General features: G+C 70.1%; 25 protein-coding genes and 4 pseudogenes. 7 read left to right on the plus strand and 22 right to left on the minus strand.

Annotated features, from left to right (window positions below; genetic code table 11):
• Nucleotides 1-367 precede the first annotated feature (367 nt).
• The 8 genes and pseudogenes from AOK23_RS20655 to AOK23_RS20690 form a co-directional block, all read right to left on the minus strand.
• Nucleotides 368-1,042, minus strand: coding sequence for a ribonuclease FAU-1 family protein (locus tag AOK23_RS20655; protein WP_079049587.1), 675 nt, complete (start codon nt 1,040-1,042; stop codon nt 368-370).
• 123 nt (nt 1,043-1,165) lie between these two features.
• Nucleotides 1,166-2,383, minus strand: a complete 1,218-nt coding sequence (locus tag AOK23_RS20660; protein WP_055714174.1) for a hypothetical protein — start codon at nt 2,381-2,383, stop codon at nt 1,166-1,168.
• Nucleotides 2,384-2,859: 476 nt separating this feature from the next.
• Nucleotides 2,860-3,168, minus strand: coding sequence for a sulfurtransferase TusA family protein (locus tag AOK23_RS20665; protein WP_055714175.1), 309 nt, complete (start codon nt 3,166-3,168; stop codon nt 2,860-2,862).
• Nucleotides 3,165-4,428, minus strand: a pseudogene (locus AOK23_RS20670) (MFS transporter). Before AOK23_RS20670 ends, AOK23_RS20665 begins: the two are co-directional and overlap by 4 nt.
• Nucleotides 4,429-4,464: 36 nt before the next feature.
• Nucleotides 4,465-5,031, minus strand: a complete 567-nt coding sequence (locus AOK23_RS20675; protein WP_055714176.1) for a carboxymuconolactone decarboxylase family protein — start codon at nt 5,029-5,031, stop codon at nt 4,465-4,467.
• A 91-nt stretch (nt 5,032-5,122) separates the two neighbouring features.
• The gene (locus AOK23_RS20680; RefSeq protein WP_055714177.1) at nt 5,123-6,307 is read right to left on the minus strand and encodes a trans-sulfuration enzyme family protein; all 1,185 of its coding nucleotides are present in this window, start codon (nt 6,305-6,307) and stop codon (nt 5,123-5,125) included.
• A gap of 50 nt (nt 6,308-6,357) precedes the next feature.
• On the minus strand, nt 6,358-7,539 hold the full coding sequence (locus tag AOK23_RS20685) for a cysteine desulfurase family protein (protein WP_055714178.1): 1,182 nt from the start codon (nt 7,537-7,539) through the stop codon (nt 6,358-6,360).
• A complete protein-coding gene (locus AOK23_RS20690; protein ID WP_055714179.1) occupies nt 7,536-8,213 on the minus strand; it encodes an ArsR/SmtB family transcription factor in 678 nt (225 codons plus the stop codon). The genes AOK23_RS20685 and AOK23_RS20690 overlap by 4 nt, the downstream gene beginning before the upstream one ends.
• A gap of 86 nt (nt 8,214-8,299) precedes the next feature.
• Between AOK23_RS20690 and AOK23_RS20695 the strand changes: the two genes are divergently transcribed.
• Together AOK23_RS20695 and AOK23_RS20700 are read left to right on the plus strand one after the other, a co-directional pair.
• Nucleotides 8,300-9,679, plus strand: coding sequence for an MBL fold metallo-hydrolase (locus AOK23_RS20695; RefSeq protein ID WP_055714180.1), 1,380 nt, complete (start codon nt 8,300-8,302; stop codon nt 9,677-9,679).
• Nucleotides 9,676-10,956, plus strand: coding sequence for an MFS transporter (locus AOK23_RS20700; protein ID WP_055714181.1), 1,281 nt, complete (start codon nt 9,676-9,678; stop codon nt 10,954-10,956). The genes AOK23_RS20695 and AOK23_RS20700 overlap by 4 nt, the downstream gene beginning before the upstream one ends.
• Here AOK23_RS20700 and AOK23_RS45245 read toward each other — a convergent pair.
• The 3 genes and pseudogenes from AOK23_RS45245 to AOK23_RS20710 form a co-directional block, all read right to left on the minus strand.
• Nucleotides 10,953-11,048: pseudogene (locus AOK23_RS45245) on the minus strand (transcriptional regulator); the annotation flags it as partial. The gene AOK23_RS20700 and the pseudogene AOK23_RS45245 overlap by 4 nt on opposite strands.
• Nucleotides 11,049-11,154: 106 nt before the next feature.
• Nucleotides 11,155-11,616, minus strand: coding sequence for a GNAT family N-acetyltransferase (locus AOK23_RS20705; protein ID WP_055714182.1), 462 nt, complete (start codon nt 11,614-11,616; stop codon nt 11,155-11,157).
• A 52-nt stretch (nt 11,617-11,668) separates the two neighbouring features.
• Entirely contained in the window at nt 11,669-11,866 is a 198-nt protein-coding gene (locus AOK23_RS20710) for a hypothetical protein (protein WP_055714183.1), read from the minus strand.
• On the opposite strand from AOK23_RS20710, the pseudogene AOK23_RS45250 reads away from it, so the two are divergent.
• Together AOK23_RS45250 and AOK23_RS20715 are read left to right on the plus strand one after the other, a co-directional pair.
• Nucleotides 11,829-12,023, plus strand: a pseudogene (locus AOK23_RS45250) (DUF305 domain-containing protein); the annotation flags it as partial. The gene AOK23_RS20710 and the pseudogene AOK23_RS45250 overlap by 38 nt on opposite strands.
• Nucleotides 12,024-12,181: 158 nt before the next feature.
• On the plus strand, nt 12,182-12,685 hold the full coding sequence (locus AOK23_RS20715; protein WP_055714194.1) for a DUF4396 domain-containing protein: 504 nt from the start codon (nt 12,182-12,184) through the stop codon (nt 12,683-12,685).
• A 114-nt stretch (nt 12,686-12,799) separates the two neighbouring features.
• Here the strand turns inward: AOK23_RS20715 and AOK23_RS20720 are convergent, their stop codons facing one another.
• Nucleotides 12,800-13,327 carry a hypothetical protein gene (locus AOK23_RS20720; RefSeq protein ID WP_055714184.1) on the minus strand — a complete coding sequence of 176 codons (528 nt, stop codon included), beginning with the start codon at nt 13,325-13,327 and terminating at the stop codon, nt 12,800-12,802.
• Nucleotides 13,324-13,473 (minus strand): hypothetical protein, encoded by a 150-nt coding sequence (locus AOK23_RS47955; RefSeq protein ID WP_157878101.1) that lies wholly within the window; start codon nt 13,471-13,473, stop codon nt 13,324-13,326. Before AOK23_RS47955 ends, AOK23_RS20720 begins: the two co-directional genes overlap by 4 nt.
• A gap of 120 nt (nt 13,474-13,593) precedes the next feature.
• On the opposite strand from AOK23_RS47955, the gene AOK23_RS20725 reads away from it, so the two are divergent.
• Together AOK23_RS20725 and AOK23_RS20730 are read left to right on the plus strand one after the other, a co-directional pair.
• Nucleotides 13,594-14,163, plus strand: coding sequence for a TetR/AcrR family transcriptional regulator (locus AOK23_RS20725; protein ID WP_055714185.1), 570 nt, complete (start codon nt 13,594-13,596; stop codon nt 14,161-14,163).
• A 427-nt stretch (nt 14,164-14,590) separates the two neighbouring features.
• The gene (locus AOK23_RS20730; protein ID WP_055714186.1) at nt 14,591-15,325 is read left to right on the plus strand and encodes a hypothetical protein; all 735 of its coding nucleotides are present in this window, start codon (nt 14,591-14,593) and stop codon (nt 15,323-15,325) included.
• Between the two features lie 213 nt (nt 15,326-15,538).
• Here the strand turns inward: AOK23_RS20730 and AOK23_RS20735 are convergent, their stop codons facing one another.
• The 9 genes and pseudogenes from AOK23_RS20735 to AOK23_RS20775 all read right to left on the minus strand — a co-directional run bounded on the left by AOK23_RS20735 (nt 15,539) and on the right by AOK23_RS20775 (nt 21,334).
• A complete protein-coding gene (locus tag AOK23_RS20735) occupies nt 15,539-16,201 on the minus strand; it encodes a methyltransferase family protein (protein ID WP_240496474.1) in 663 nt (220 codons plus the stop codon).
• Nucleotides 16,141-16,884, minus strand: a complete 744-nt coding sequence (locus tag AOK23_RS20740; protein WP_055714187.1) for a cation efflux transmembrane domain-containing protein — start codon at nt 16,882-16,884, stop codon at nt 16,141-16,143. Before AOK23_RS20740 ends, AOK23_RS20735 begins: the two co-directional genes overlap by 61 nt.
• Before the next feature lie 2 nt (nt 16,885-16,886).
• Nucleotides 16,887-17,223: pseudogene (locus tag AOK23_RS20745) on the minus strand (ArsR/SmtB family transcription factor).
• Nucleotides 17,224-17,326: 103 nt separating this feature from the next.
• Nucleotides 17,327-17,989, minus strand: coding sequence for an SCO family protein (locus tag AOK23_RS20750; RefSeq protein WP_055714188.1), 663 nt, complete (start codon nt 17,987-17,989; stop codon nt 17,327-17,329).
• A gap of 8 nt (nt 17,990-17,997) precedes the next feature.
• Nucleotides 17,998-18,387 carry an ArsR/SmtB family transcription factor gene (locus AOK23_RS20755; RefSeq protein WP_240496475.1) on the minus strand — a complete coding sequence of 130 codons (390 nt, stop codon included), beginning with the start codon at nt 18,385-18,387 and terminating at the stop codon, nt 17,998-18,000.
• A 46-nt stretch (nt 18,388-18,433) separates the two neighbouring features.
• On the minus strand, nt 18,434-19,186 hold the full coding sequence (locus tag AOK23_RS20760; protein WP_055714189.1) for a cytochrome c biogenesis CcdA family protein: 753 nt from the start codon (nt 19,184-19,186) through the stop codon (nt 18,434-18,436).
• A gap of 3 nt (nt 19,187-19,189) precedes the next feature.
• Nucleotides 19,190-19,984: a TIGR03943 family putative permease subunit gene (locus AOK23_RS20765; protein ID WP_055714190.1), complete on the minus strand. Its 795-nt coding sequence runs from the start codon at nt 19,982-19,984 to the stop codon at nt 19,190-19,192.
• A gap of 40 nt (nt 19,985-20,024) precedes the next feature.
• Complete coding sequence (locus tag AOK23_RS20770; RefSeq protein WP_055714191.1) at nt 20,025-20,669, minus strand: vitamin K epoxide reductase family protein; 645 nt, start codon at nt 20,667-20,669, stop codon at nt 20,025-20,027.
• The gene (locus AOK23_RS20775; RefSeq protein WP_055714192.1) at nt 20,666-21,334 is read right to left on the minus strand and encodes a DsbA family protein; all 669 of its coding nucleotides are present in this window, start codon (nt 21,332-21,334) and stop codon (nt 20,666-20,668) included. Before AOK23_RS20775 ends, AOK23_RS20770 begins: the two co-directional genes overlap by 4 nt.
• A gap of 418 nt (nt 21,335-21,752) precedes the next feature.
• Between AOK23_RS20775 and AOK23_RS20780 the strand changes: the two genes are divergently transcribed.
• On the plus strand, nt 21,753-22,217 hold the full coding sequence (locus AOK23_RS20780) for a hypothetical protein (RefSeq protein WP_055714193.1): 465 nt from the start codon (nt 21,753-21,755) through the stop codon (nt 22,215-22,217).
• Nucleotides 22,218-22,814: the final 597 nt, after the last annotated feature.

Here is a 22,814-nt window from a genome sequence, read left to right on the forward strand (position 1 = left end):
GCCCAGCCCGCCCTCCCTCATCCTCAACTCCAGCCAGGGCATGGTCGAAGGGGGTCGCAACGGGGATGTCAGCAGCCCGACCACGCCGTACGCACGTGGTGACCTGGGCAGACTCCGGGGCGCTGTGGAGGCCGGCGCAACATCTACCGCAACACTCAGCGCAACACTTGGGCGCAACCTCTACCGCAACACCTAGCGCAACACCGGGCCTTATGAGGTGAAGCGGCGGGCCAGCGGGCTGGTCACGGTGTCGCCCTGCGATCCGGTGCCCACGATCTGGAGCTGCTCGCCAGTGCGCGCACGACCAGGTCCAGGGCGGGCCGCAGTGCTTTGGTCCCCCGCTGGGGGCAACCGTCCAGACAACGGTTCAGCCGCCCGTCGGTGCAACCCCCTTCCTGCCCTGCATCGGGCGCGGCAGTCGGGGGGCGGGCCAGGCCGGGTTCCACCGCCAGGACATCCACGAGGCGGCGTCGGCGAACGGGCCGGAGTGCTCGGTGAGCATGGCAATGACCTGGTCGCGGGCGGCGTCCACGGCCTGGTGCTCGGTGTCGGTGACGATGCCGAGCCGCCGCACGTGCGCGTACTCGTCTTCGTCCTTCCACTCCCAGCTGGTCAGGTCGGGGTCGACGACCAGGTCCACGGTGAGGTCGAAGGTGTCGAACCCGTCCGTCGTACGGCGGGTGGGGTGCTCGAAGTTCACGTACCAGTTCCGCAGCCCGCCGCTGGTGTAGAAGGCGTTGACGCTGAACCATGCCGTCGGCGGCTTCCACAGCAGCAGCTCGGTCTCCTGCCACACGGCGTCCGCGAGCTCCCACACGCCGGTCGCCATCGCGTCGAACGCCTCCGTGCGTACCGATCGGTCGCCATCATCGCGGGCCTTGACGTACAGGGCCGGCCAGCGCGTCTCAGCTCCTGGCGGGCAGGCGGCCACCAGGGCCTCGCTGGTGTCGGCGACGACGCGCAGCGCATGCTCGCTCCACACCCGGCCTGAGCCGTGTACGTCGCGCCGTACGACCGTCTGTCCCGTCTCGAAGGTGCTCACCTGTTCCTCCTTCGCATCGGGCCGGGTCTCGGCGCGCGGTCTCCAGCCCAGCGCCGAGGGTGCGGCCTGGGCAAGCCCCCGTTGGAGGGTGGCTTGCCCAGGAGCGCCTTTGGCTTGCCCGGGTCAGGTCCGCCGGCGGAACAGGCTGCGGCGGGGCTTGCCCGGCTCCTGGCCGTCGTCTTCCGGCTCCGGCGGTGCGGCAGCCTGGAGACGGGCGGCTTCGGCTGCGGCTTCCTCGCGGGCGACGTCGTCGGCGTGGCAGGTGCCGCACACCGACAGGTCCCCGGCGTTCCAGGCCGTTCGGTGTGCGGTGGTCTCCTCCCAGCGCTGGTCGGTGAACTTCTGCCCGCACCGCTTGCACACGGGGCGCTGCGCCTCTCGCTCAGCGGCACGGCGGCGCTCGTCCTCCGCTTCGGCGCGGGCGTACTGACGGCGGTAGAGAGCGTCGCCGTCGGGGTTGTTGAGCGCGTCGGTCAGGGTCTGTTCGTCCTTGCGCCCCAGGCGCCGCCACACCGCCGCGTCCGCGCCGTGCTCCATCAGCTGCTCCAGGGTGGTGAAGACGACCGGCACGGCCTGGCTGTAGTCCTTCGCCGTGATCGCCTCGCGGTAGTAGGTCTCGTACCGGCGCGGCGCCCAGAAACGGCGGCCGGCTGCCTCGAGGACCTTCACGGTGTTGTCGACCTTCGCCTCGGTGGTGTCGGCGAACACGAACGCGAGTGGCACCAGGCCCTCCCGGCCGGTCTGCGGATAGACCCGCCGCCACAGCCGCTTCTCGTGGCCGACATCCTCGATCGCGCCCGGCTGAGAGCGGACCAGGTTCACGGTGTGCTTGTCCGCGTCCGGTGCCAACAGCCGGCCCCACTCCCAGTACCGGCGCACCTTGGACACCAGGTCGTGCGCGTCCTCGGTACGGCGGTCGATCTCCAGCAGCATCACCGGCACACCGGCCGCTGGCGCCCGCACCACCAGGTCTGCCCGCTGGACGTACCCGTCCGCGAGCCGGTGCGGAATCTCGGTGGCGAAGCCGAGCCGGTGCCCGATCCCGGCACGGTGGAGTTCGGCGGCCGTCGTAGTGACCGCCGCGGCGTGGTCGTCGTAGCTGGCGCCAAGCAGTTCCCCGGTGTCCGGGTCGTACTTCTCCTCACGCAGCGCCGAGACCCGTATGCCCTTCGGCTCCAGCAGCTTCTTCGCCTCGCTGTGTCCGCGCTTGGTCAGCACCCACACCTGCCGCTGGTCCTCCCGTACCAACTCGATCCTCACCAGGTGGTGGTCCTGAAGATCCAGAAGGGTGTCCCGTACGAGCTTGTCGTGCTGGTTGTCCGGCCGGGTCAGCTTCCACAACTGATCTGGCGTCGCCCTCTGGAAGATCCCAAGCGCCTGCAGCAGCTCCCTTCGCCTGGGCCCCGTCGAGTTCTTCCTGTGAGTAGGACGCCTTGAGGCAAGAGGGTTGTCGGACCTGCGCCGCCCCCCTGTCCGCCGGGGGTGACCTGCAAAAACGTCCGGCCCGTGATGACGGGGCGCGGAGGGGGTGATGGAGGGGTCCACGGAGGGGGGCTGCTCCCCCCGGTCAAGGGGCTGTTCGGGCTCGTCTGCGGTGCTCGCCACAGGGCGCTCCTGAAGGGTGGGGCGGGCCTATCCCGCCATTCACCTCGTACAGGTGTGGAATTCGGGCTCCGTGTGACGCCGGTCTTGAAGAACCCCTCCGTCGTGACAGCATCGTGATCAGTGTGACGACGCAGCTTTGTTGGCAAAGGACTGCGCCGGCTGTCGCTGGGCTGAGGAATGTGTCGCTGTGTAGGTGGCAAGGGGAGAGGCGGTTAACCGTCGGGGTTGTCCGCATGCCAGGGGGCGCCGGATCGGGTGGGGCGTGCGCTGGCGGCGATCCGCAGTGCGTACACCGGCCGTTCGTCGTCGGGGACGGGGCCGAGGTAGTGGTGGCCAGTCATGTGGCACCAGGCGGGCAGGTCGAGCGGGGCGGCGGGGTCGGTGGCGATGACGTGGACGACGGTGTCCGGCTTGGCGCCGTCGATCTCTTTGCGCAGGCGCAGCAGGAGGGTGACGCAGAGCAGGCCGGTGCCGTCGACGGTGATGTCGGGCGCGGGGGTTTCGGGGTTCGTGGGGTTCATCGGCGGTAGGCGGTGGCGGCGACGGCGGGCAGCAGGGCGAGGGAGAGGGCTCCGCCGGTGAGGGCGAGGGTGGGGTAGCTGGTGGCGGCGACCATGATGCCCGAGGTGATGCCGCCGGTGGCACCGGCGAGGGCGATGGAGACGTCGACCAGTCCTTGTGTCTTGGCTCGGGTGGCGAGCGGCACGGTGTCGGTGATGATCGCTGTGCCGGAGACGAGGCCGAAGTTCCAGCCCAGTCCCAGCAGGGCCAGGGCGAGCGCGAGGAGGGCGACGGAGTCGCCGGGGGCTGCGGCGGCGAGGATCCCGGCGGCCAGGAGGGTGATGCCGGAGGTGGCGGCGATCTTCATGCGCCCGTAGCGGTCGACGAGCCAGCCGGTGAGCGGGGAGGGCAGGTACATGGCGCCGATGTGGATGCCGATGACGAGGCCGGAGGCGGCGGTGGAGTGGCCGTGGTCGTGCATGTGGACCGGCGTCATCGTCATGATCGCGACCATGACGAGCTGGGTGAGGATCATGACCAGCGCGCCGAGGACCACGCCGCTGCGACCCTCGTGCGTGTCGGCGGTATCGGGGGCGGTCGGGTTGGTCGCGGCGTCGGCTTCCTTGGCCTGGGCGACGGCGCGGGCCAGGAGTAGCGGGTCGGGGCGCAGCCAGAGGGCGAGGACGAGTGCGGCCAGGGCGTAGGCGGCGCCGGAGATGACGAAGAGGCCGGCGAGGTGGGGGATGCCGAGGTGTTCGGCGAGGGTGCCGGCGGGGGCGGCGAGGTTGGAGCCTGCGACGCCGCCGAGGGTGGTGGCGACCAGGACGGTGGAGACGGCGCGGGCGCGGTGGCCGGGTGCGGCGAGGTCGGCTCCGGCGTAGCGGGCCTGGAGGTTGGTGGCGGTGCCGGCTCCGTAGACGAACAGGGCGATGAACAGCAGGACGGGGTTGTCGAGTACGGCGGCGGTGATGACGCCGGCGGAGCCGATGGCGCCGGTGAGGTAGCCGGTGGCGAGGCCGGGGCGGCGGCCGCGGGCTTGGGAGATGCGGCCGACGGTGACGGCGGCGAGGGCGGAGCCGGCGGTGAACAGGGCGCTGGGCAGTCCGGCGAGGCTGGTGGAGCCGAGCATGTCCTGCGCGAGGAGGGCGCCGACGGTGACGCCGGCGGCGAGACACGGCGCCGCTGAGGACCTGGGACGCGACCAAGACGCGCAGGATGCGGCGCTGCGCTTGGGCGGCGTCGGGTATGGAGGCGGGGACGGCGGGTGCGGTGCTGGTCATGTCTCTTCCTGCGTGCGGCGGTTGGCAGTGGGTGCGTCAGGGGGTTGTGGTTGCTGGCGGTGTCCACTGCTGGTCGTGCCACGCCGGGTCGACGGGTGTGTGGGTGAGGTGGTTGGTGTAGTTGGACAGGGTCTTCATGCCGACGCCCAGGACGATGTCCAGGATCTGGCGGTGGGTGTGTCCGGCGGCGAGGAAGCCGGCGATGTCCTGCTCGTCGGCCCAGCCGCGCTTGTCGACGATGGCCTGGGTGAGGCGGCGTACGGCTTCCAGTGACGGGTCCTGCAACGTGGTGGCGTCGCGTAGGGCGTTGACGTCGTCCGGGGTGAGACCGGCGCGCAGGGCGAGGGTGGAGTGCGCGGCAACGCAGTGCGGGCAGGCGTTGGCGACGCTCGCGGTGAGCAGGACGACCTGCTGCGCGGGCTTCGGCAGGGAGGAAGCGGCGAACTGCTGGGCCAGGGCGGTGTAGCCAGCCAGGAGTTGCGGGGATTCGGCCATGACGGCGTTGAGGGTGGTGAGGAAACCCATGCGTTCGCGGGCCGCGGCGAGGTGCGGGAGGGCCTCGGCGGGTGCGGTGGCCTCGTCGTGGAGGGGGAAGCCGGTCACGGAAATGGAGGCCTTTCGTGCAGGTGCAGAGGTCGTACGGGGCACCCACCGGGTCCTCGTACGGGTCCGGTGGGCGGAAGGAAGAGGGCTGTCAGGCGGTGTCGAGGGCTTGGGCGAGGTCGGCGATCAGGTCGTCGGCGTCTTCGAGGCCGACGGACAGGCGGACCATGCTGTCGGCGATGCCGCGCTTGGTGCGCTCGGCCGGGTCCAGGCCATGGTGGGTGGTGGTGATGGGCTGGGTGACCAGGGACTCGACTCCGCCGAGGCTGGGCGCGATGGCGAACAGCCGCAGCCGGTCCACCACGGCGGCGGTCTGGTCGGCGTCCGCGTCCAGGACGGCGCTGAGCATGCCGCCCCCGCCGCGCATCTGCGCGTCCACGATGCGCTTCTGCTCGCCGGTGGCCAGCCCCGGGTAGTGGACGCGGGCCACGCGCGGGTGCGTGGCGAGGAAGGCGGCGACCGCGGCGGCGGTGTCGTTCTGCGCGCGGACCCGGACGGGCAGGGAGCGGATGGAGCGGGCGAGGAGGAAGGCGGTCTCGGGGGCGATGACCTGGCCGAGGTTCTTGCGCCACCCTGCCACCGGGGCGAGGTGTTCGGCGGGGCCGGTCAGGACGCCGGCGGTCAGGTCGGAGTGGCCGCCGAGGTACTTGGTCGCGGAGTGCACGACCAGGTCCGCGCCGTGCTGGAGGGGGTTCTGGTTGACGGGGGTGGCGAAGGTGTTGTCCACCACCGTCAGCGCGCCGACCGTGCGGGCCTGTTCGGCGATGGCGGCGATGTCGAAGACGGTCAGGGTGGGGTTGGCCGGGGTCTCGAAGAACACGATCCGGGTCCGGCCGGTCAGCACCTCGGGCAGCCGGTCGACCTCGGCGGCGCGCAGGAACGTGGTGGTGATGCCGACCTGCGGCAGGTTGTCGCCGAGGAGCTCGAAGGTGCCGCCGTAGACCTCGCCGATACACACGATGTGGTCGCCGGTGCGGCAGTGCGCGAGGAACGTCGCGGCTTCGGCGGCCATGCCGGAGGAGAACGCCAGGGCCTGCTCGGCGCCTTCGAGGTCGGCGAGCTTGGCCTCGGTGGAACGGATGGTGGGGTTGAGGCCGTAGCGGGTGTAGAGGTTCCCGGACTTGCGGCCTTCGACGACGTCGAGGAGGGCGGCGGTGGTGTCGAACGCGAAGGTGGAGTGGTTGTAGAGCGGGGTGTGGATGGCCCCTTCAGGGTCGCGGCGTTCGCCGGCGTGGACGCTGCGGGTGGACAGTCCGTGCGCGGTGTTCTCGGTCATGCCTCTCCTGCTGCTCGTCGATTCTTCTGACTCCGGGCCGGTGGGCCCGGTCACAGCGCGGCAGCCGCCCGGGTGAGGGCCGCTGCCGCCGTCTCGATATCGCCGGCCGTGGTCCAGCGGCCCAGGGACAACCGCAGCGCGCCGAGCGCGCGGTCCCGCTTGAGGCCCATGGCGGTGAGCACGGGGGAAGGGGTGTGGGTGCCGCTGTGGCAGGCCGAGCCGGTCGAGGCCGCGAGCTCGGGTGCGGCGGCGAGGAGCTGATGCCCGAGGACACCGTCGATGCTGACGTTCAGGGTGTTCGGCAGGCGGTTCTTCTCCGGGCCGTTGAGGTGCACACGGCCGGGCAGGCTGTCGGTGAGCCGTTGGTGGAGGTGGTCGCGCAGGGCCGCGATGCGGGCCGGGGCGTCGTCGGCGAGCTCAGCGGCCGCGAGTTGTGCGGCGGTGCCGAGCGCGACGGCCAGGGCGACGTTCTCCGTACCCGCACGCAGGCCGCGCTCCTGCCCGCCGCCGTAGACGACCGGCTCCAGCCGAACCCCGTCACGCACGTACAGGGCGGCCGCGCCTTTCGGCGCGTACATCTTGTGGCCCACCACCGTGAGCAGGTTCACGCCCAGCTCACCGACATCGAGGGGAATCTTTCCGGCGGCCTGGGCGGCGTCGCAGTGGAACAGCGCCCTGCGCTCATGGGCGAGCGCGGCGAGTTCCGCGATCGGCTGGAGGACGCCGGTCTCGTTGTTCGCCGCCATCACCGACACCAGCACCGTGTCCTCGGTCAAGGCTGTGGCCAGAGCGGTCGGCTTGATGAGCCCTTCAGGGTCGACCGGCAGCATGGTCAGCCGCGCGCCGTGCAGCCGCTCAAGGGCCCGGCAGGTCTCCAGGACGGCAGGGTGCTCGGTTGCCTGGGTGATCACATGCGGGTGCGGGTGGCCGGAGGCCAGGACCGCGCCGCGCAGGGCGAGCAGGTCGGCTTCGGATCCCGAGCCGGTGAACACGATTTCGCCGGGTCCGGCGCCGATCAGACCGGCGACCTGGGCGCGGGCCTCGGCGAGCGCCCGGCGGGGGGTGTCGGCGTACGGGTGGCTGCTGGAGGGGTTGCCGAAGAAGTCCGTCAGGTACGGCCACATGGCCTCGGTGACGCGTGGGTCGATCGGAGTGGTGGCGTTGTAGTCCAGGTAGACCGGCCCGCCGGCCAGTCCCGGATGCAGGGGGAGGTTGCCGCCTGGGGCGGTCACGTCAGGTCCGAGGCGTCGACGGGCAGCTCCGACAGGCGCCACTCCAGCATGCCGTCGTTGAGCCGGATCGCGCGGCGGCCGAGGTCGGTGAGAAGCCGTACGGCGTCGTAGGCCAGGACGCAGTACTCGCCGCGGCAGTAGACGACGATCTCCAGGTTCTCGGGCAGTTCGTTGATCCGGTCGGCCAGCTCGTTGACCGGGATGGAGAGGGCGCCGGGGATGTGTCCGGCGAGGTACTCCTCCACCGGCCGGACGTCCAGCACGACGACATCGCCGGCCGCCACGCGGGCGCGCAGTTCCTCGTGGCTCATCTCGCCGGTGGTGTCCTCGCCGAGGTAGGCGTCGCGGGCGGCGGGCACGGCGGCCTGGTGGGCTTCGGCGACCTTGCGCAGCAGCGCGAACAGCTGGGCCACATCGTCACCGGCGAGCCGGTAGTGGATGCGCACGCCTTCCCGGCGGGTCGCGACGAACCCGGCCTGCTTGAGCGTCTGGAGGTGCGCGGAGGCGGTGGTCAGGTTCAGCCCGGCGGCCTTCGCGAGCGCGTCGACGGTGCGCTCTCCCTGGGCCAGCAGATCCAGCAGTTCCAGGCGCTTTCCGCTGGCCAGTGCTTTGCCGCTGGTCGCGAAGGCGTCGTAGAGGGCGGCTTTGGCGCCGCTTGAGGTGGCATCCCGCATTGCTTCCTCCAATAATCTATGGATTATTGTAACTGAAGGCTGGCGGCAATGGCTGCCGCCAGGTTGTTCCGTTGGAAGGACGCAGGATGGGCTTCGCCGACGACCACCTCATACCGCTGGTCGACCAGGGGCTGGGCAACAGTGCCTACCTCGTCGATCTCGGCGACGGCCGCGCGCTCGCGGTGGACGCCAGCCGCGACCTGCGGGCCCTGAAGGCAGCGGCCGCGCGGCGCGGTCTCACCGTCGCGTTCGCCGCCGACACCCACCTGCACGCCGACTTCCTCTCCGGCGCCGTCCAGCTCGCCCACGACGACGGAGCGGAAATCCTCGCCTCCGCCGCCGGGCGGCGGGCCTTCGGTCACCGGGGCCTCGCAGACGGCGACGAGGTCGATCTCGGCGGCCTGACGCTGCGGGCCCTGGCCACTCCCGGCCACACCGACGAGCACCTCTCCTTCCTCCTCCACGACGGCGGCCGGGAACTCGGGGTGTTCACCGGCGGCTCGATGATCGTGAACTCCGCCGCCCGCACCGATCTCCTCGGCGCGGATCGCACCGAGAAACTCGCCCGCGCCCAGTACCGCTCGCTGAAGCGCCTGATCACCCTGCCCGACGCCACCGCCGTCTGGCCCACCCACGGCGCCGGCTCCTTCTGCTCCGCCGTACGCGGAAACGAGCGCACCTCCACCATCGGCACGCAGAAGCAGACCAACCCCCTGCTCGCCGCCGCGGACGAGGACGCCTTCGTCAAGCAGCTGGTGGCCGGCCTGGGCAGCTACCCCGACTACTTCGACCGCCTCGGCGAAGCCAACCGGCGCGGCCCCGCCGTCCTGAGTGCCGCCCCGCTGCTGCCCGCGCTCGACGCCGGACAGGTCAAGGCGCTGCTCGCCGACGGCGCCCAGGTCGTCGACGTCCGCCCGGCGGCCGACTACGCGGCCGGCCACATCCCCGGCTCCCTGTCCATCCCCCTGCGCGGCCAGTTCGCCACCTGGCTCGGCTGGCTGCTGCCGGACACCGACCCGGTCGTCTTCGTCACCGGCGGCGGACAGGACCTCGCCGAGATCGTGTGGCAGTCGTACAAGATCGGCTACGAGCGTCTGGCCGGACGGCTCGCGGGCGGCATGGCGGCCTGGACCGCCGACGGCAACCCGCAGACCACCACCGCCTTCCTCACCCCCAGCCATGCCGAGGGCCGCCCCTACGTCGATGTCCGCCAGGACGCGGAGTTCGCCGCCGGGCACGTCCCCGGCGCCCTGAACATCGAACTCGGTTCCCTCGCCGCAGCCGCCGTCGACGCCCCCGAGGGCGCGGTCGTGGCCTGCGCCCACGGCGAGCGCGGCATGACCGCGGCCAGCGTCCTGGAACGTGCCGGCCACACCGACATTGCCGTGCTCGACGGCGGAGCCGCCGAGTACGCCGAAGCCCACGGCCAGCAGCTCATCCAGGGAACCGGGGACACCACCTCGTGAGCACCACACACCCCACCCCGACGACCGACGCACGCGGCCGGCCCGTACGGCTCGGCCTGCGGGAGAACCGGCTGCAGTTCACCCTGCTGGTCATCGTCAACATCTGCGTCGGCGGCCTGGTCGGCCTCGAGCGCACCACCGTCCCGCTCATCGGCTCCGACACCTTCGGACTCACCAGCGACCTGGCCGTCTTCTCCTTCATCATCGCCTTCGGCCTCACCAAGGCGTTCACCAACCTCGCCGCCGGCGCCCTGACCGCCCGCTTCCGCCGCAAGCAACTGCTGGTGGCCGGCTGGGTCCTCGGCATTCCCGTCCCCTTCGCTCTGGCCTACGCGCCGTCCTGGGGCTGGATCGTCGCCGCTAATGTGCTGTTGGGCCTGAACCAGGGCCTGACCTGGTCGATGACGGTCAACATGAAGATCGATCTCGTCGGTCCCTCGCGCCGCGGGCTCGCCACCGGGCTGAACGAGGCCGCCGGCTACACCGCGGTCGGCGTCACCGCCCTGCTAACCGGCTACCTCGCCACCAGCTACGGCCTGCGTCCTGTCCCCGAACTCATCGGCGTCATCTTCGTCGTCGCAGGCCTCGCGCTGGCGCTGGTCGTCCGCGACACCGCTGCCCACGTCGCGCTCGAACTGGCCAACCACACCAAGCCGCTTCCCACCGGCGAGGACACCGGCCTGAAGGCCACGTTCACCCGGACCTCCTGGCGCGACCGATCCCTGCGCGGCGCCAGCCAGGCCGGTCTGATCAACAACCTCAACGACGGCCTGACCTGGGGCGTCTTCCCCCTGCTGTTCACCGACCACGGCCTGGGACTTGCCGCGGTCGGCCTCATCAAGGGTCTCTATCCGATCCTGTGGGGGCTCGGGCAGATCCCCACCGGTCACCTCGCCGACCGCATCGGCCGCAAGCCGCTGATCGTCTACGGCATGCTCGTCCAGTCCGTCGGCTTCGTCCTCGCTCTCGTACTACTCGACCGGCCCCTGCTCGCGGGCATCATCTCCGCGGTCTTCCTCGGTCTCGGCACGGCCATGGTCTACCCGGCCCTCATCGCGTCCATCTCCGACCACGCCCACCCGGCCTGGCGGGCCAACGCGCTGGGCACGTACCGGTTCTGGCGTGACATCGGCTACGCCGCCGGAGCGCTCGTTGCCGGTGTGCTCGCCGACTGGCTCGGCCTGAACGCCACTGTCGTCGCCGCCGCGGTCCTCACCGCCGCCTCGGGCCTGCTCGCCGCCCGATGGATCACCGAGCACCGGCCCGACGCCCGCTGAACGAGTGCGAGCAGGATCCGGCAGCGGATGGGATCGGCGAGCGCGCGGCCGAAGCGGGCCAGCACGTCGATGTCGGAGGCGACAGTCAGCACACCCCTGACAGTACAGAGAATCCTGAATTCAGGAAAGTGTGGACTATGTGAACTGGTTCTGCCGGAGGTCTCGGTGGACGCGGTGTTCGCCCACATCATGTCCCGCCTATCGGCCCCCTCGTGATCCTCTGAACCCGGAACCTGCGCCCAGCACGCGGTACATGCCGATCGAGTTGTGCGCGGCGGTATCTGCGAAGCCGTACTTCTCGTAGAGGAAGCGGGCGGGGCCGTCGGCGATCAGGGAGACGTAGGCGGTGGCGGGCGCCCGACGCTCCAGTTCCTCGGTGAGGGCGGCCAAGATGCGCTTGCCGAGGCCGCGGCCCTGGTGCGCGGGGTGGACGCAGACGTCGACGATCTGGAACGCCGTACCGCCGTCCCCGATAATCCGCCCCATGCCGATGGGCTCCCCTTCGTGGTGAACGACCACGCCGTACCAGGTGTTGGGCAGGGCGAGCGCGACCGCTTCTGGAGCTTTGTCCGAAAGGCCGGCGTCGGTGCGCAGGCGGCGGAAGACCTCGACGGTGGGTACGCCCACGCCCAGTTCGTACGGCTCGTTCAAGTCATCCACTCCGATCGTGAGGTGTGCGCCTGAGGGTCTTCCGCGGTGCTCGCACCGTAGGTCAGTGGCCGGATTCGGCGTGGTCGCCGTGGTCGCTGAGCTGTGCTTCGAACCAGGCGTGCAGGGCGTCGACCAGGGCGGGTTCTTCGGTGGTGTAGGTGAGGGTGGCGCCGTCGGCACGTTCCCGGTAGCGCACGTCGATGCGTTTGTAGCCGGCTTCCAAGAAGGCGTCCGGCAAGGCGTTCGACACCGCCTTCATGGAGATGATGATCAAGCATCACGAAGGCGCGGTGGCGATGGCCGAGACCGAGAAGACCGACGGCACCTTCCCCGACGCCAAGAAGATGGCCGACGCCATCATCACCTCGCAGACCGCCGAGATCACCCAGATGAACAACCTCCTCGGCAAGAGCTGACCACTCCAGCAGTGGGGGTGTCGAACGCCGGCGCGGGCCCGCACACCCCCACTGCTCGTCACGTCCCACCGCTTCACAGGAATACCCCCTAGGGGTATATCGTTGAAAGGGTGGGACAAGGGGACGGGCCACACTGGACGGGAATGGGGATGACGGTCATGGACCACACCGCACACCACACCGGTACCGCTCACGGCCACGCCGCACACCAGGCGCACGGTGGGCATGGCGGCGCGTCCTGGGCAACGGCGGCGAAGGCGACGCTGCACTGCCTGACCGGATGCGCGATCGGGGAGATCCTCGGCATGGTCATCGGCACCGCCCTGCTGCGGGGGAACGTGCCCACCATGGTCCTGGCGATCACCCTGGCGTTCGTTTTCGGCTACTCCTTCACCCTGTTCGCCCTCCGCCGGGCGGGCCTGGACTTCAGGAGCGCCGTCAAGGTGGCGCTGGCCGCGGACACCGTCTCCATCGCGATCATGGAGCTCGTCGACAACGGCGTCATCGCCCTCAGCGGCGCGATGGACGCTCACCTGTCCGACGCCCTGTTCTGGACCGCGCTGCTCGGAGGCTTCGCCGTCGCCTTCGTGATCACGACCCCGGTCAACAAGTGGATGATCGGCCGGGGCAAGGGCCACGCTGTCGTCCACGCCTACCACTGACCTCTCACACTCAGGCGCGCGCCCGGGTGCACCCTCTGCGGGTGCGCCCGGGCGCCTTTGCGTCGCAGCGGTTCATCTGGCGATGTCCAGCGACGACCGGCTCGGGAGAGAGGTTCAGTGCGGTAGGAGGTTCTGCTCGCGCTGGCGGCGGCGACCGTAGCGGGTCACGCCTCGCGGCTTGAAGACCGACAGGGCGGCCGCGGTGAGCAGCACCAGCAGGGCGGCGGCCGCGTCGGCGACCAGCTGGATGCGCATGCCTTCCAGCTCGCCGCCCGCCAGTGTGGCCCGAGCCGCCGCGTCGGCGAGGTGTCCGACCGGCTGCATGTGCACCAGTAGAAGCAGCGTGGCCAGCACCGTGATCAGCAGTTTCGCGATCACCCAGTAGTAGCGCAGCAGCCCCCAGACGGTTCCCAGCGACTGGAGAACGCCAGTCAGGAGCGAGGCGATGCTGAGGGGAACGATCACGGACCACCCCACCAGTTCCATCGACACATAGGAGCCCTGCACCGTCTGGGGCGAGCTGCTGGACAGCCCGGCGACGGCCAGCGCCAGGAAGGCGGCGACGGCCCCCAGCCAGCCGACCGAGGCGGCGACATGGAGGGTGAGTGTCAGCTTGCGCAGCCGCGGCGGGAACGGTCTCACGGCGTGTGCCCGTGCATCCCGCCGCCGGCCAGGTGCACGATCACGAACACCACGGCCAGGACGACCGCGACCGCCGCGGACACCTTCACCCACCGCGGTGCCCCGTTGTCGTCATCGGCATCCGAACGAGGCGGTGAGCCGGCCATCGCGTCCTCCACAAAATTTGATCCGGAGCGTCACCGCCCCAGCCCCGTACCTCTTTGCGAGACACAGTGTCTCTCTCGCGGCGAAGTGTATCCACCCCTGGACATCCGTATCCTTGGGGGGTGCCCAAGCTGTGGAACGAGACGATCGACGCCCACCGTCACGCCGTGCGCGAGGCCATCCTGGACGCCACCGCCCAGCTGGTAGAGGCGGGCGGCCTGCGGTCGGTGACCATGTCACAGGTCGCGGAGCGGACCGGCATCGGGCGCGCGACGCTCTACAAGTACTTCTCCGACGTCGACGCGGTCCTCCTCGCCTGGCACGAACGCCAGATCACCGGACACCTCCAGCACCTGGCGGAAGTCCGCGACCGCGCAGGGACAGCCGTCCAGCGCCTCGAAGCCGTCCTGCGCTCGTACGCGGCCATCGCCCGGCAGCGCCACGGCGGCGAACTCGCCGCCCTTCTCCACCAGGGCGAGCACATCACCCACGCTGAACGACACCTGACGGGCATCGTGGAAGACCTCATCGCCGAAGGCGCGCAAGCAGGCGACCTGCGGGCAGACGTCCCACCCGCCGAGCTCGCGCAGTACTGTCTCCACGCCCTTAACGCCGCCGCCGGCCTGACCTCCAAAGCCGCTGTGACCCGCCTCGTCGACGTCACCCTGGACGGACTGCGCCCACTTCTCTGACCCATGCAAGACGCGTGCACGGCGCAGTTCTCCATGAGGCGGAGAGGAGGCTCACGTGGATCGCGCCGCACCCGGCGGATGATGTGACCTGCGGTCCGGGAAGGCCGCTCAGAACAACGACGAATCCCTGCCCGGCCGCAGTCGGGACAACATGCAGCAGAGCCTCATCCCCCGCCGCCCGTGCCCCGCTGCAGAACCCTCATCCGGGCGTCTGGCAAGAGCATCCCGGCTTCAGCGCCGACAATCACGGAATGCGGTCCTCGACTGGATCCGCTTGTCTGGTACGGGCGTGACCCCGTGCGCTCGCGCAATCGGCCGCGATCAGACTTCGTTTGGGTGAGGCGGCGCTGCGTGTCCTGGGAGAGCGGCTGCATCTGGTGACCCTCAAGTATGTCGGTCGGTGACATCGAGAGGATGGGATCTGCTCATGGGTCCGGACATGCGCGTTGGCCAAGGGGTGGATACAGCCAGCTCGCGAAGCCGCACGCTGACGATCGCCGGCGGGCTCATGGTCGGGGGCTTCCTTCTCAATGTCATCTTGACCGCAACGCTTCATCCCTCTGGCGAGGAAGACAACCACCCTGAGATCTTCACCAAGTACGCCGACAGCGGCACCTGGATCGCCGTTCATCTTGGCCAGTTCATTGCCGTCCTGGTGACGCTGAGCGGCCTGCTCGTGCTGTACCGCGTTCTGCGCGGTGCCAACGGGTCTTCCCTGCTTGCGCAGCTCGCGGCCGCAGCAGCCGTTGCGACCGCCGCGATCTGGGCTGTCCTGCAGGGGCTGGACGGCGTGGGGTTGAAGCAGGCGGTGGACTCATGGGTCAGCGCGTCCGGCGCGGAGAAGACGATCCGCTTTGCCAACGCCGAGACCGTGCGCTGGCTGGAATGGGGACTCCAGAGCTACTTCCGCATCCTGCTCGGGCTGACCCTCGCGCTCTTCGGGACTGCGATCCTCACCAGTGGCCGGGTCGCCGGCTGGCTGGGCTGGACGGCTCTTGTTGCAGGTGTGTGCTCTGTGATTGTCGGAGTCGACGTGGGCTACAGCGGCCTGGCCAGTGGTCTCCAGGACGTCCTGGGTATCGCCATCTTCATCCTCGTCCTGCTCTTCGCCGTCGGGGTGCTCGTCACCGGAGTACGCAAGCACAATCGGCGCCACCGCTGAAGCGATCGGTGCTCCAGTACGGCCAGGCACTGGTCCTGGCACCGCACCTGGGCAGAGGCTCTGCCCGCTCAAGGCCAGCGGTCCCGGCGGGGGCCTGCGTCCCCTGCGGGACCCCGACGCTGTCGAGGACGCCGAGGACGAAAACGGCTGAAGGCTCCGACGTCATTCGATGCCGGGGCCTTGTCGTGCGGGAGGTCAGTTGCAGCGGTCCGGTTAGGCGGTGAGTCGGCCGCTTCTGGGGAGGAAGCGGCCGGTGCGGGTGGTGTAGGCCGTGTAGGCGGCGCCGTGCACGGCCTTGAGGTAGGGCTCCTCCACGACGCGGACCTGGAGCTGGATGGCGGCGACCAGGCAGGTCAGGGCGAGGAGGGAGACCCAGTTCGGGACCATCAGCGCCAGGCCGGCAGCGGTGACGGTCATGGCGGTGAAGACGGGGTTGCGGACGTACACGAACAGGCCGCCGGTGACGAGCGTGGTGCGTTCCCCCGCATCCACACCCACACGCCAGGAGGTCCCCATGTTCGTCTGCGCTGCCAGGGTGGCCGTCATCCCCGCCAGCGTGACCATCAGTCCGGTCCACTGCACGGCGGGGACGGCGGCGGTGGGCAGTCCGGCGAGGGCGGCCACGGGAGCGGCGGTGCCGCCGAGTAGGGCGGTCACGAACAGCACCCCGGCCCACCAGGAGGCTTCGCCGAGGCGGCCGGAGATGCCGCGGAAGCCCGCGTCGCCGGTGCGGCGGTACTGCACGGCGGCGCGGACGCCGAAGGCGAATCCCGCCCATCCCAGGTAGAGGGCGAGTGCCGTCCAGGCCCAGCCGCTCACCGCTTCGTCCCGGATGCGGGCGTGCAGCAGGCACACCCCGGACCGCAGCTGCCGCACGCGTCCGCCTCGGCCCCGGTGGACGGCACCGCTGCGGCGGTGGGGGCGCAGCAGCCCTTGCCCTGCCAGGCGTCGCGGCCCTCCTTCACCGCGATGGCGGCGATCACGAGGGCGGCGATCGGGTCGGCCCAGGACCAGCCGAGCGTGGCATTGAGGACCAGGCCGACCAGCAGCACGGCGGACAGGTAGGTGCACAGCAGCGTCTGCTTGGAGTCGGCGACCGCGGAGGCGGAGCCGAGTTCGCGCCCGGCCTTGCGCTGGGCGTAGGAGAGGAACGGCATGATCGCCAGGGACAGGGCGGCGATGACGATGCCGGGGATGGAGCGTTCGGCCTCACCGGTGCCGGTGAGCGCGCGGACGGCGTCGAAGGCGACGTACGCGGCGAGGGCGAAGAAGGAGACCGCGATGATCCGCAGGGTGCGCTGCTCGCGTGCTTCCCGCACGGCGTGGTCGCGGGCGGAGAACTGCCAGGCAACGGCGGCGGCGGAGGAGACCTCGATGATCGAGTCGAGGCCGAAGCCGATCAGGGCGGTGGAGGAGGCGATCGTGCCGGCGGTGAGGGCGACGATCGCCTCGATCACGTTGTAGGTGATGGTCGCGGCGACCAGCAGGCGTACGCGCTTGGCGAGTGCTTCGCGGCGGGCCGGGGACGGTCCGAGGGATATCGATATCTCGGCGGCCATGGTCAGCAGCAGCCCTTCGTCTCAGCGTCGGCGCACGTACGGTCGGTCTCCACGGCCAACCACGGCGGTGCGCAGGTCGTCCAGGGCGTGGCCGAGGCGTTCGTCGGCGAGTTCGTAGCGGGTGCGGCGGCCGTCGGGGACGGTGACGACCAGGCCGCAGTCGCGCAGGCATGCCAGGTGGTTCGACAGCCGGGTACGGGAGATCCCGAGGGCGTCGGCGAGGTCGGCCGGGTAGGCGGGGGCCTCACGCAGGGCAAGCAGGATGCGGCAGCGGATCGGATCGGCGAGCGCGCGGCCGAAGCGGGCCAGCACCTCGATGTCGGGAGCAACAGTCAGCACACCACGACGATACAAGAGATCCTGAATTCAGGGAATCCTGTACTCCCGAGTTGTGGTGTGAGGCCCGCCTCTGGTGCAGCTCGGTGTTGCGCATGCTGGGGCGTCAGCGGGTGTTCTTGACCAGCAGCGGCAGGTCGTGGGCGAAGTCGTCGACCGTGGTGCCGTGGGTGTACACGACCCGGCCCTGGTTGTCCTTCGGGGTGAAGGCGATGACCTGGGTGCCGTGGTCGGAGGTGACGGTGCCGTTGTGGTGCTTCTTGGGGTCCTCCACCGAGATGCCGACACTGAGCGCGGCCTTCTTGACCTTGGCCAGGTCGCCGGACAGGCCGGTGAAGTTCTCACCGAAGGCGGTGAGCCACGTGCGCAGGCTCTTGGGGGTGTCACGTTCGGGGTCGGTGGTGACGAAGACGACCTGGACGTTGTCCCGCACGCTCTGGGGCTGCTGGGCCAGTGCGGCGGAGATGTCGCCCATGGTGGTGGGGCACACGTCGGGGCAGTTGGTGTAGCCGAAGAAGACCAGCGTGGTCTTCCCGGCGGTCTTCTCCCGTAGGTCGTAGGGCTTGCCGGTGGTGCCGGTCAGCACCAGGTCCGGTTTGGCGAAGCCGGGGTCTACTGCGGTGCCGCGGTAGGGGGAGTCGCTCTCGGCGGAGATCGCGGCGGGCTTGTCGGCGGCTTCGTGGTGGGTGCCGGAGGTGCCGCAGCCGGCCAGGAGGGCCGCGGCGACGAGGGCGGTGGCGGACAGGCGGAGAGCGCGGGTGCGGCGCATGGCGGGTGTCAGGTCCGATTCGTGGCGGGGCTGGCGGTCGGGGTGGGGTCGAGGACGGCGTGGGTCAGGGCGCGGCCGCGGTCGGTGAGCGTGTACATCACCAGCCGTCCCTGCCGGCGTGAGGCGGCCAGGCCGGCCTGGCGCAGCTGGCGCAGGTGGTGGGAGACGAGGTTCTGGGCCTGGCCGATGACCCAGGCCAGGTCGCACACGCACAGCTCGCCGCCTTCAGCCAGGGCCGCGGCTACCTTCAGGCGGGTGGGATCGGCCAGGGCCTTGGCGGCCGCGGCGGCCGTCTCAAGTCCGGGCAGGGCAGGCATACGGCTGCGGATGGCCTCGGCCACCGGCAGGTCCAGGCACAGCAGGTCGCAGGAGTCGTCCTGCTCCTCGCTCACGTCCACGTCTCATTCCTTTACTTGGTCGTTCAGTGCCCGGGCAGGGGCGGGGTCAGATGCCGATGGTGTAGCCGGCGGTCCAGGACTGCATCTGGCTGATCAGGTGGCTCCAGATGCCGGTGACCATCAGCAGGCCGGTGGCAATCATCATGGTGCCGCCGATGCGCATCACCCACTGATAGTGGGCCTTGACCCAGGCGAAGAACCCCATGGCCTTGCGGAAGGCGAGCCCGGCAGCCATGAACGGGATGCCCAGCCCGGCACAGTAGGCCACGGTCACTGCCGCGCCGCGTGAGGCGCCGGCCTCGCTGAACGCCAGGGCCTGCACCGCGGCCAGGGTCGGGCCGATACACGGTGTCCAGCCCAGCCCGAACAGCACGCCGAGCAGGGGCGCCCCGGCCAGCCCGGCGGCCGGACGGTGGTGCAGCCGCCACTCACGGCGGATCCCGGGCAGCGCGCCCATGAAGGACAGGCCCATCACGATGGTCACGGCGCCCAGCACGCGGATGAGGATGTCCTGGTGTTCCAGCAGGGTGTTGCCGGCGTAGCCGAACGCGGCGCCGAAGGACACGAACACGGCCGTGAACCCGGCCAGGAACAGCACGGTGCCGGCCAGGATGCGGCCGCGCCGGGCGTCGGCCAAGTCGGCCCCGGTGATACCGGTGACGTAGGACAGGTAGCCGGGCACCAGCGGCAGCACACACGGGGAGAAGAAGGACACCAGCCCGGCCAGAGCGGCGATCGGGATGGCCAGCAGCAGCGACCCGGTCAGCACGGTGGAATCAAGCCCCGCAGCGATCTCCACGGCTCAGCCTTCCTTCCGTACCGGGGCGGCATCGGCGGCGGGCAACGGCAGGGGAAGGGCGTCCATGTACGCGTTGGCGGGTTTGTCGGCCTTCCTCACCGTGCGGGCGTCGAGCGCGACCGGGGCGGAGCTCGTCCCGAGCGTTCCGCCTTCGTGCCAGGTCCCCACCACGGTCACCCAGGTGTCGGCGGGCAGGTCCTTGGCCTTGTGGATCCGTACCTTGACGGACTGCACGTCCGCAGCACAGCAGTTGATCATGAGGCGGGTCAGGTACCAGCCCTCGCCCCGCTCGGCGGGGGTGACGAAGCCGGTCATCTGGACCTTGCGTTCCTTGATGGCCTGCCTGCGGTCCTGCTGGATGCGGCGGGTGAAGTCGCTCAGGGTCATCGGCAGCGGCGAGAGAGAAGGCAGCGGATCGAACTCGTCCTGCTGGGCGATGGTTTTGGGGGGTGCCTGGCGGGCGGCGGTGTAGGCGCCCAGGCTCGGCGGAGCGAAGAACAGCAGGCTCAGCGCGGGGAGGAACAGCAGCCACGCGACGCGGGGGACACCGGAGTGATCGTGACAGTGATCTCCTCCGTCGTCGTGCTGATGTTCCTCGCCCGGCTCGTGGGCCTTGCCGGTCCTGCGCAGCGACCAGGCTTCCGCCGCCGCGAGCAGGAGCAGGAGTACCCCCGATGCGATCAGCAGGGGGCGCATGCCCGGTTTGACGTACCGCAGGAAGATGTCGGTGAAGAGCGACGCGTGCAGCAGGCTCAGACCGCTGAGGAGAAGCAGGGCCATCTGCAGGAGGCGTTTCACAGCAGTGTTCTTCCGATCAGAGTGGTCAGCGGTGGGCAGGTCAGACGAGGGTGGTCCAGTACAGCCAGAACCGCTGAAGGATCAGCCCCACGATGATCAGGTACCAGGCGGTGAGGACCACGCCGTGGTAGCTGGCCACCGCGTCGGCCGCACGGCGCACGCGGTCCGGCAAGGGAAGGTGCCCGCGGGTGAGGGTGTGCACGGTGGTGTACCAGAAGACGGGGATCATCACCGTCCACACCACCATGCAGTACGGGCACAGAGCGTCGATCCGGTACAGGCTCTGGAAGATCAGCCAGTGGACGAACACCACCCCGAAGACGCCCCCGGCCTCAAGGCCCCACCACATCCAGCGCGGCAGGGTCACCCCGCTCAGCAGCACTACCCCGAGCGCGGTCACGACGGCGAAGCCGGCGATGCCCAGCAGCGGGTTGGGGAAGCCGAACACCTCTGCCTGCGGCGTGGTCATCACCGACCCGCAGCTCAGGACTGGGTTGATGCTGCACGAGGGGGTGTAGGACGGGTCCTTCAGCAGCGCGATCTTCTCCACCGTCAGCGTGAACGCGGCCAGGAAGCCGATCGCGCCGCCGATCGTGAGCACTGCCGCCACCAGGCGCTGCCCCACCGGCACCGCGGGCCGCGCGTCCGGGGCCGCAGCTGCGCTGGGTGTCGTGGTCGCGGTCACTTGGCCAGTTCCGCCTCGATGGCGGCCTTGAAGTCCGCCTCCGACTGGATCTGCGGCCTCTGGCCGTTGATGAAGAACGTCGGCGTGCCCTGCACCCCGAGCTTGAGGCCGTCCTGGCGGTCCTTCTCCACCCGCTTCGCGGTGGCCGGGTCCTTCCAGTCCGCCTCGAACTTCTTCATGTCCAGCCCCAGCTCCTCAGCAAAGCCGCGGAAGGTCTTCTCGTGCGAGACCTGCTGATCCCCCCAGCTCTCCTGGGTCTCGTACATCTTCCGGTACATCGCCTCCAGCTTGCCCTGCTTGGAGGCGGCCTCCACCGCGCGGGCGGCCAGCTCCGCGTTCTTGTGGCTGGGGATCGGGAAGTACCGCATCACGAACGTCACCCGGCCCTCGTACTCCTCACGCAGCCGCTCCACCGAGGGGAAGGCCGCCCGGCACGACTCGCATTCGAGGTCCAGGAACTCAACGACCGTCACCTTGCCGTCCTTCGCCGTCGACAGCCGGTGGCTGTCGGGGCGGACCAGCACCGAGGCATCAGCCGCTTTGCCCCCGCCGGAATCCGACGCATCCGCAGACGCATCCGGAGTGCGGTTGGCCGCCAGCAGCGCAGCAACGATCGCCGCGACCACGGCGATCAGTGCGAGGGAGATCTTCAGGTTCTTCGTCATGAGCCTTCAGCCGAGGGACGACAGGAACACGGACACGCACGCCTCCCCCACGGCACGCACCACACGGCCGACGACGCATCGACACCCTAACGGACGTTGATATGACAACCCGTGGGCGGGCCTGAGGCCGCCGCGACCGCAGGTCCGCGTCAGACGCGTTCGTGATGGTGAGGAGGGCGTCGGAGTAGCGCGGCACACAGGGATCTCCGTACGTGACCACAAGTCGCCGGAGCTAGCCTCACGGGACATGACTGGCCAAGTAGCGATCAAAGAGGCCAACTATCGAGCAACGTCGCAGGCGCCGGCCAGGCGAGTCCGCTCGCCGTCGGTGCGCGGAATCTATCCACAGGCATCTGCTCTGAAGATCGCTTATGAGGCCGCCGCGATCAGCGCGGCGCCCCGTACGTGAGGAGCCATCATGCCCAGTACCAACATGCCGCTCGCCCCGATGACCCCGGACGCGGCCATCAGCGCGTTCAGCTACCTCCGGGCCGTCCAGGCCGACGACGTCGAAGCCGCCCGCGAGTTCGCCAGCGGCGAGCCGCGGATGCCCGAGCTGCTCGTCGACGTCGTCGAACGGATCGTCGTCCCCGTCACCGCGCTGCCCGGCCCGGAGGCGGGCGAGCCGTGCGCGGACACCTTCGCCCTGGAGGCCCTCGGACGCGTCTTCGTGACCTCGCTGCGGACCTGGGCGCAGGCCGGGCAGGACACGGCGGAAGGCATCGCCGGCGCCGTCATCGACTTCGCCGCGCAGTTCCTCACCGAGGACCACGAGGACGTCGCCGACACTCTGCGCCAGCTGGAGGCCGTCGGAGTGGGCCAGGCCCTCGATGCCCACCCCGCACCGGCCGGCTCGCACCCGGTGCGCCTGACCGTCGTGTAGGCGCACCCGATGCGCGCCACCGCCGCGCGACGCACCGCATCGCCCATCGTGGTGCGTTCCATCGGCATCGCCGCACCGCACCGGGCGCCCACGGCTGGGCGGGCTCCCCTATCACACACCCCCTTGACCACGACCTGATCGCCAGCCGAAAGGGGCTGTGTCAAGGAGAAACGTCCTCGGTTGCGGACCTGGTCAAGGGGTAGCGCACACCACCGGCCGCACCTGGTCAAGGGGTCGGTCGGCGATGGGCGCACCGGTGCGGTGCGGGACATCGGGTGCGGCGCACCGGGCGCGCGCGAGAGTGCCGGGCATCGTCGGGTGGTGCGCCGCCGGATGCGGTGGCGGACATCGCGGTGCGCACCACGTGGCGTGCATCGTCATCCGGCGCACCGGAGTGGAATCCACTCGGTGGATCCCATCGGGTGGAGTCCACTGAGTGGATTCCACCCGATGTCGTGCATCTCCACTGGATGCAGAACATCGTGGGCTCCACTCGGTGGACGATGCCCGGCATCGTCACCACAGCCAGGCGGTGGAGTGCCGCACCCGGGACAGGGCACGGGCATCGCGGCGCGTGGCCGCGTTGCCGATCCGGTT

This window comes from Streptomyces torulosus (assembly GCF_001419765.1).
GTDB classification, from domain to species: Bacteria; Actinomycetota; Actinomycetes; order Streptomycetales; family Streptomycetaceae; genus Streptomyces; species Streptomyces torulosus.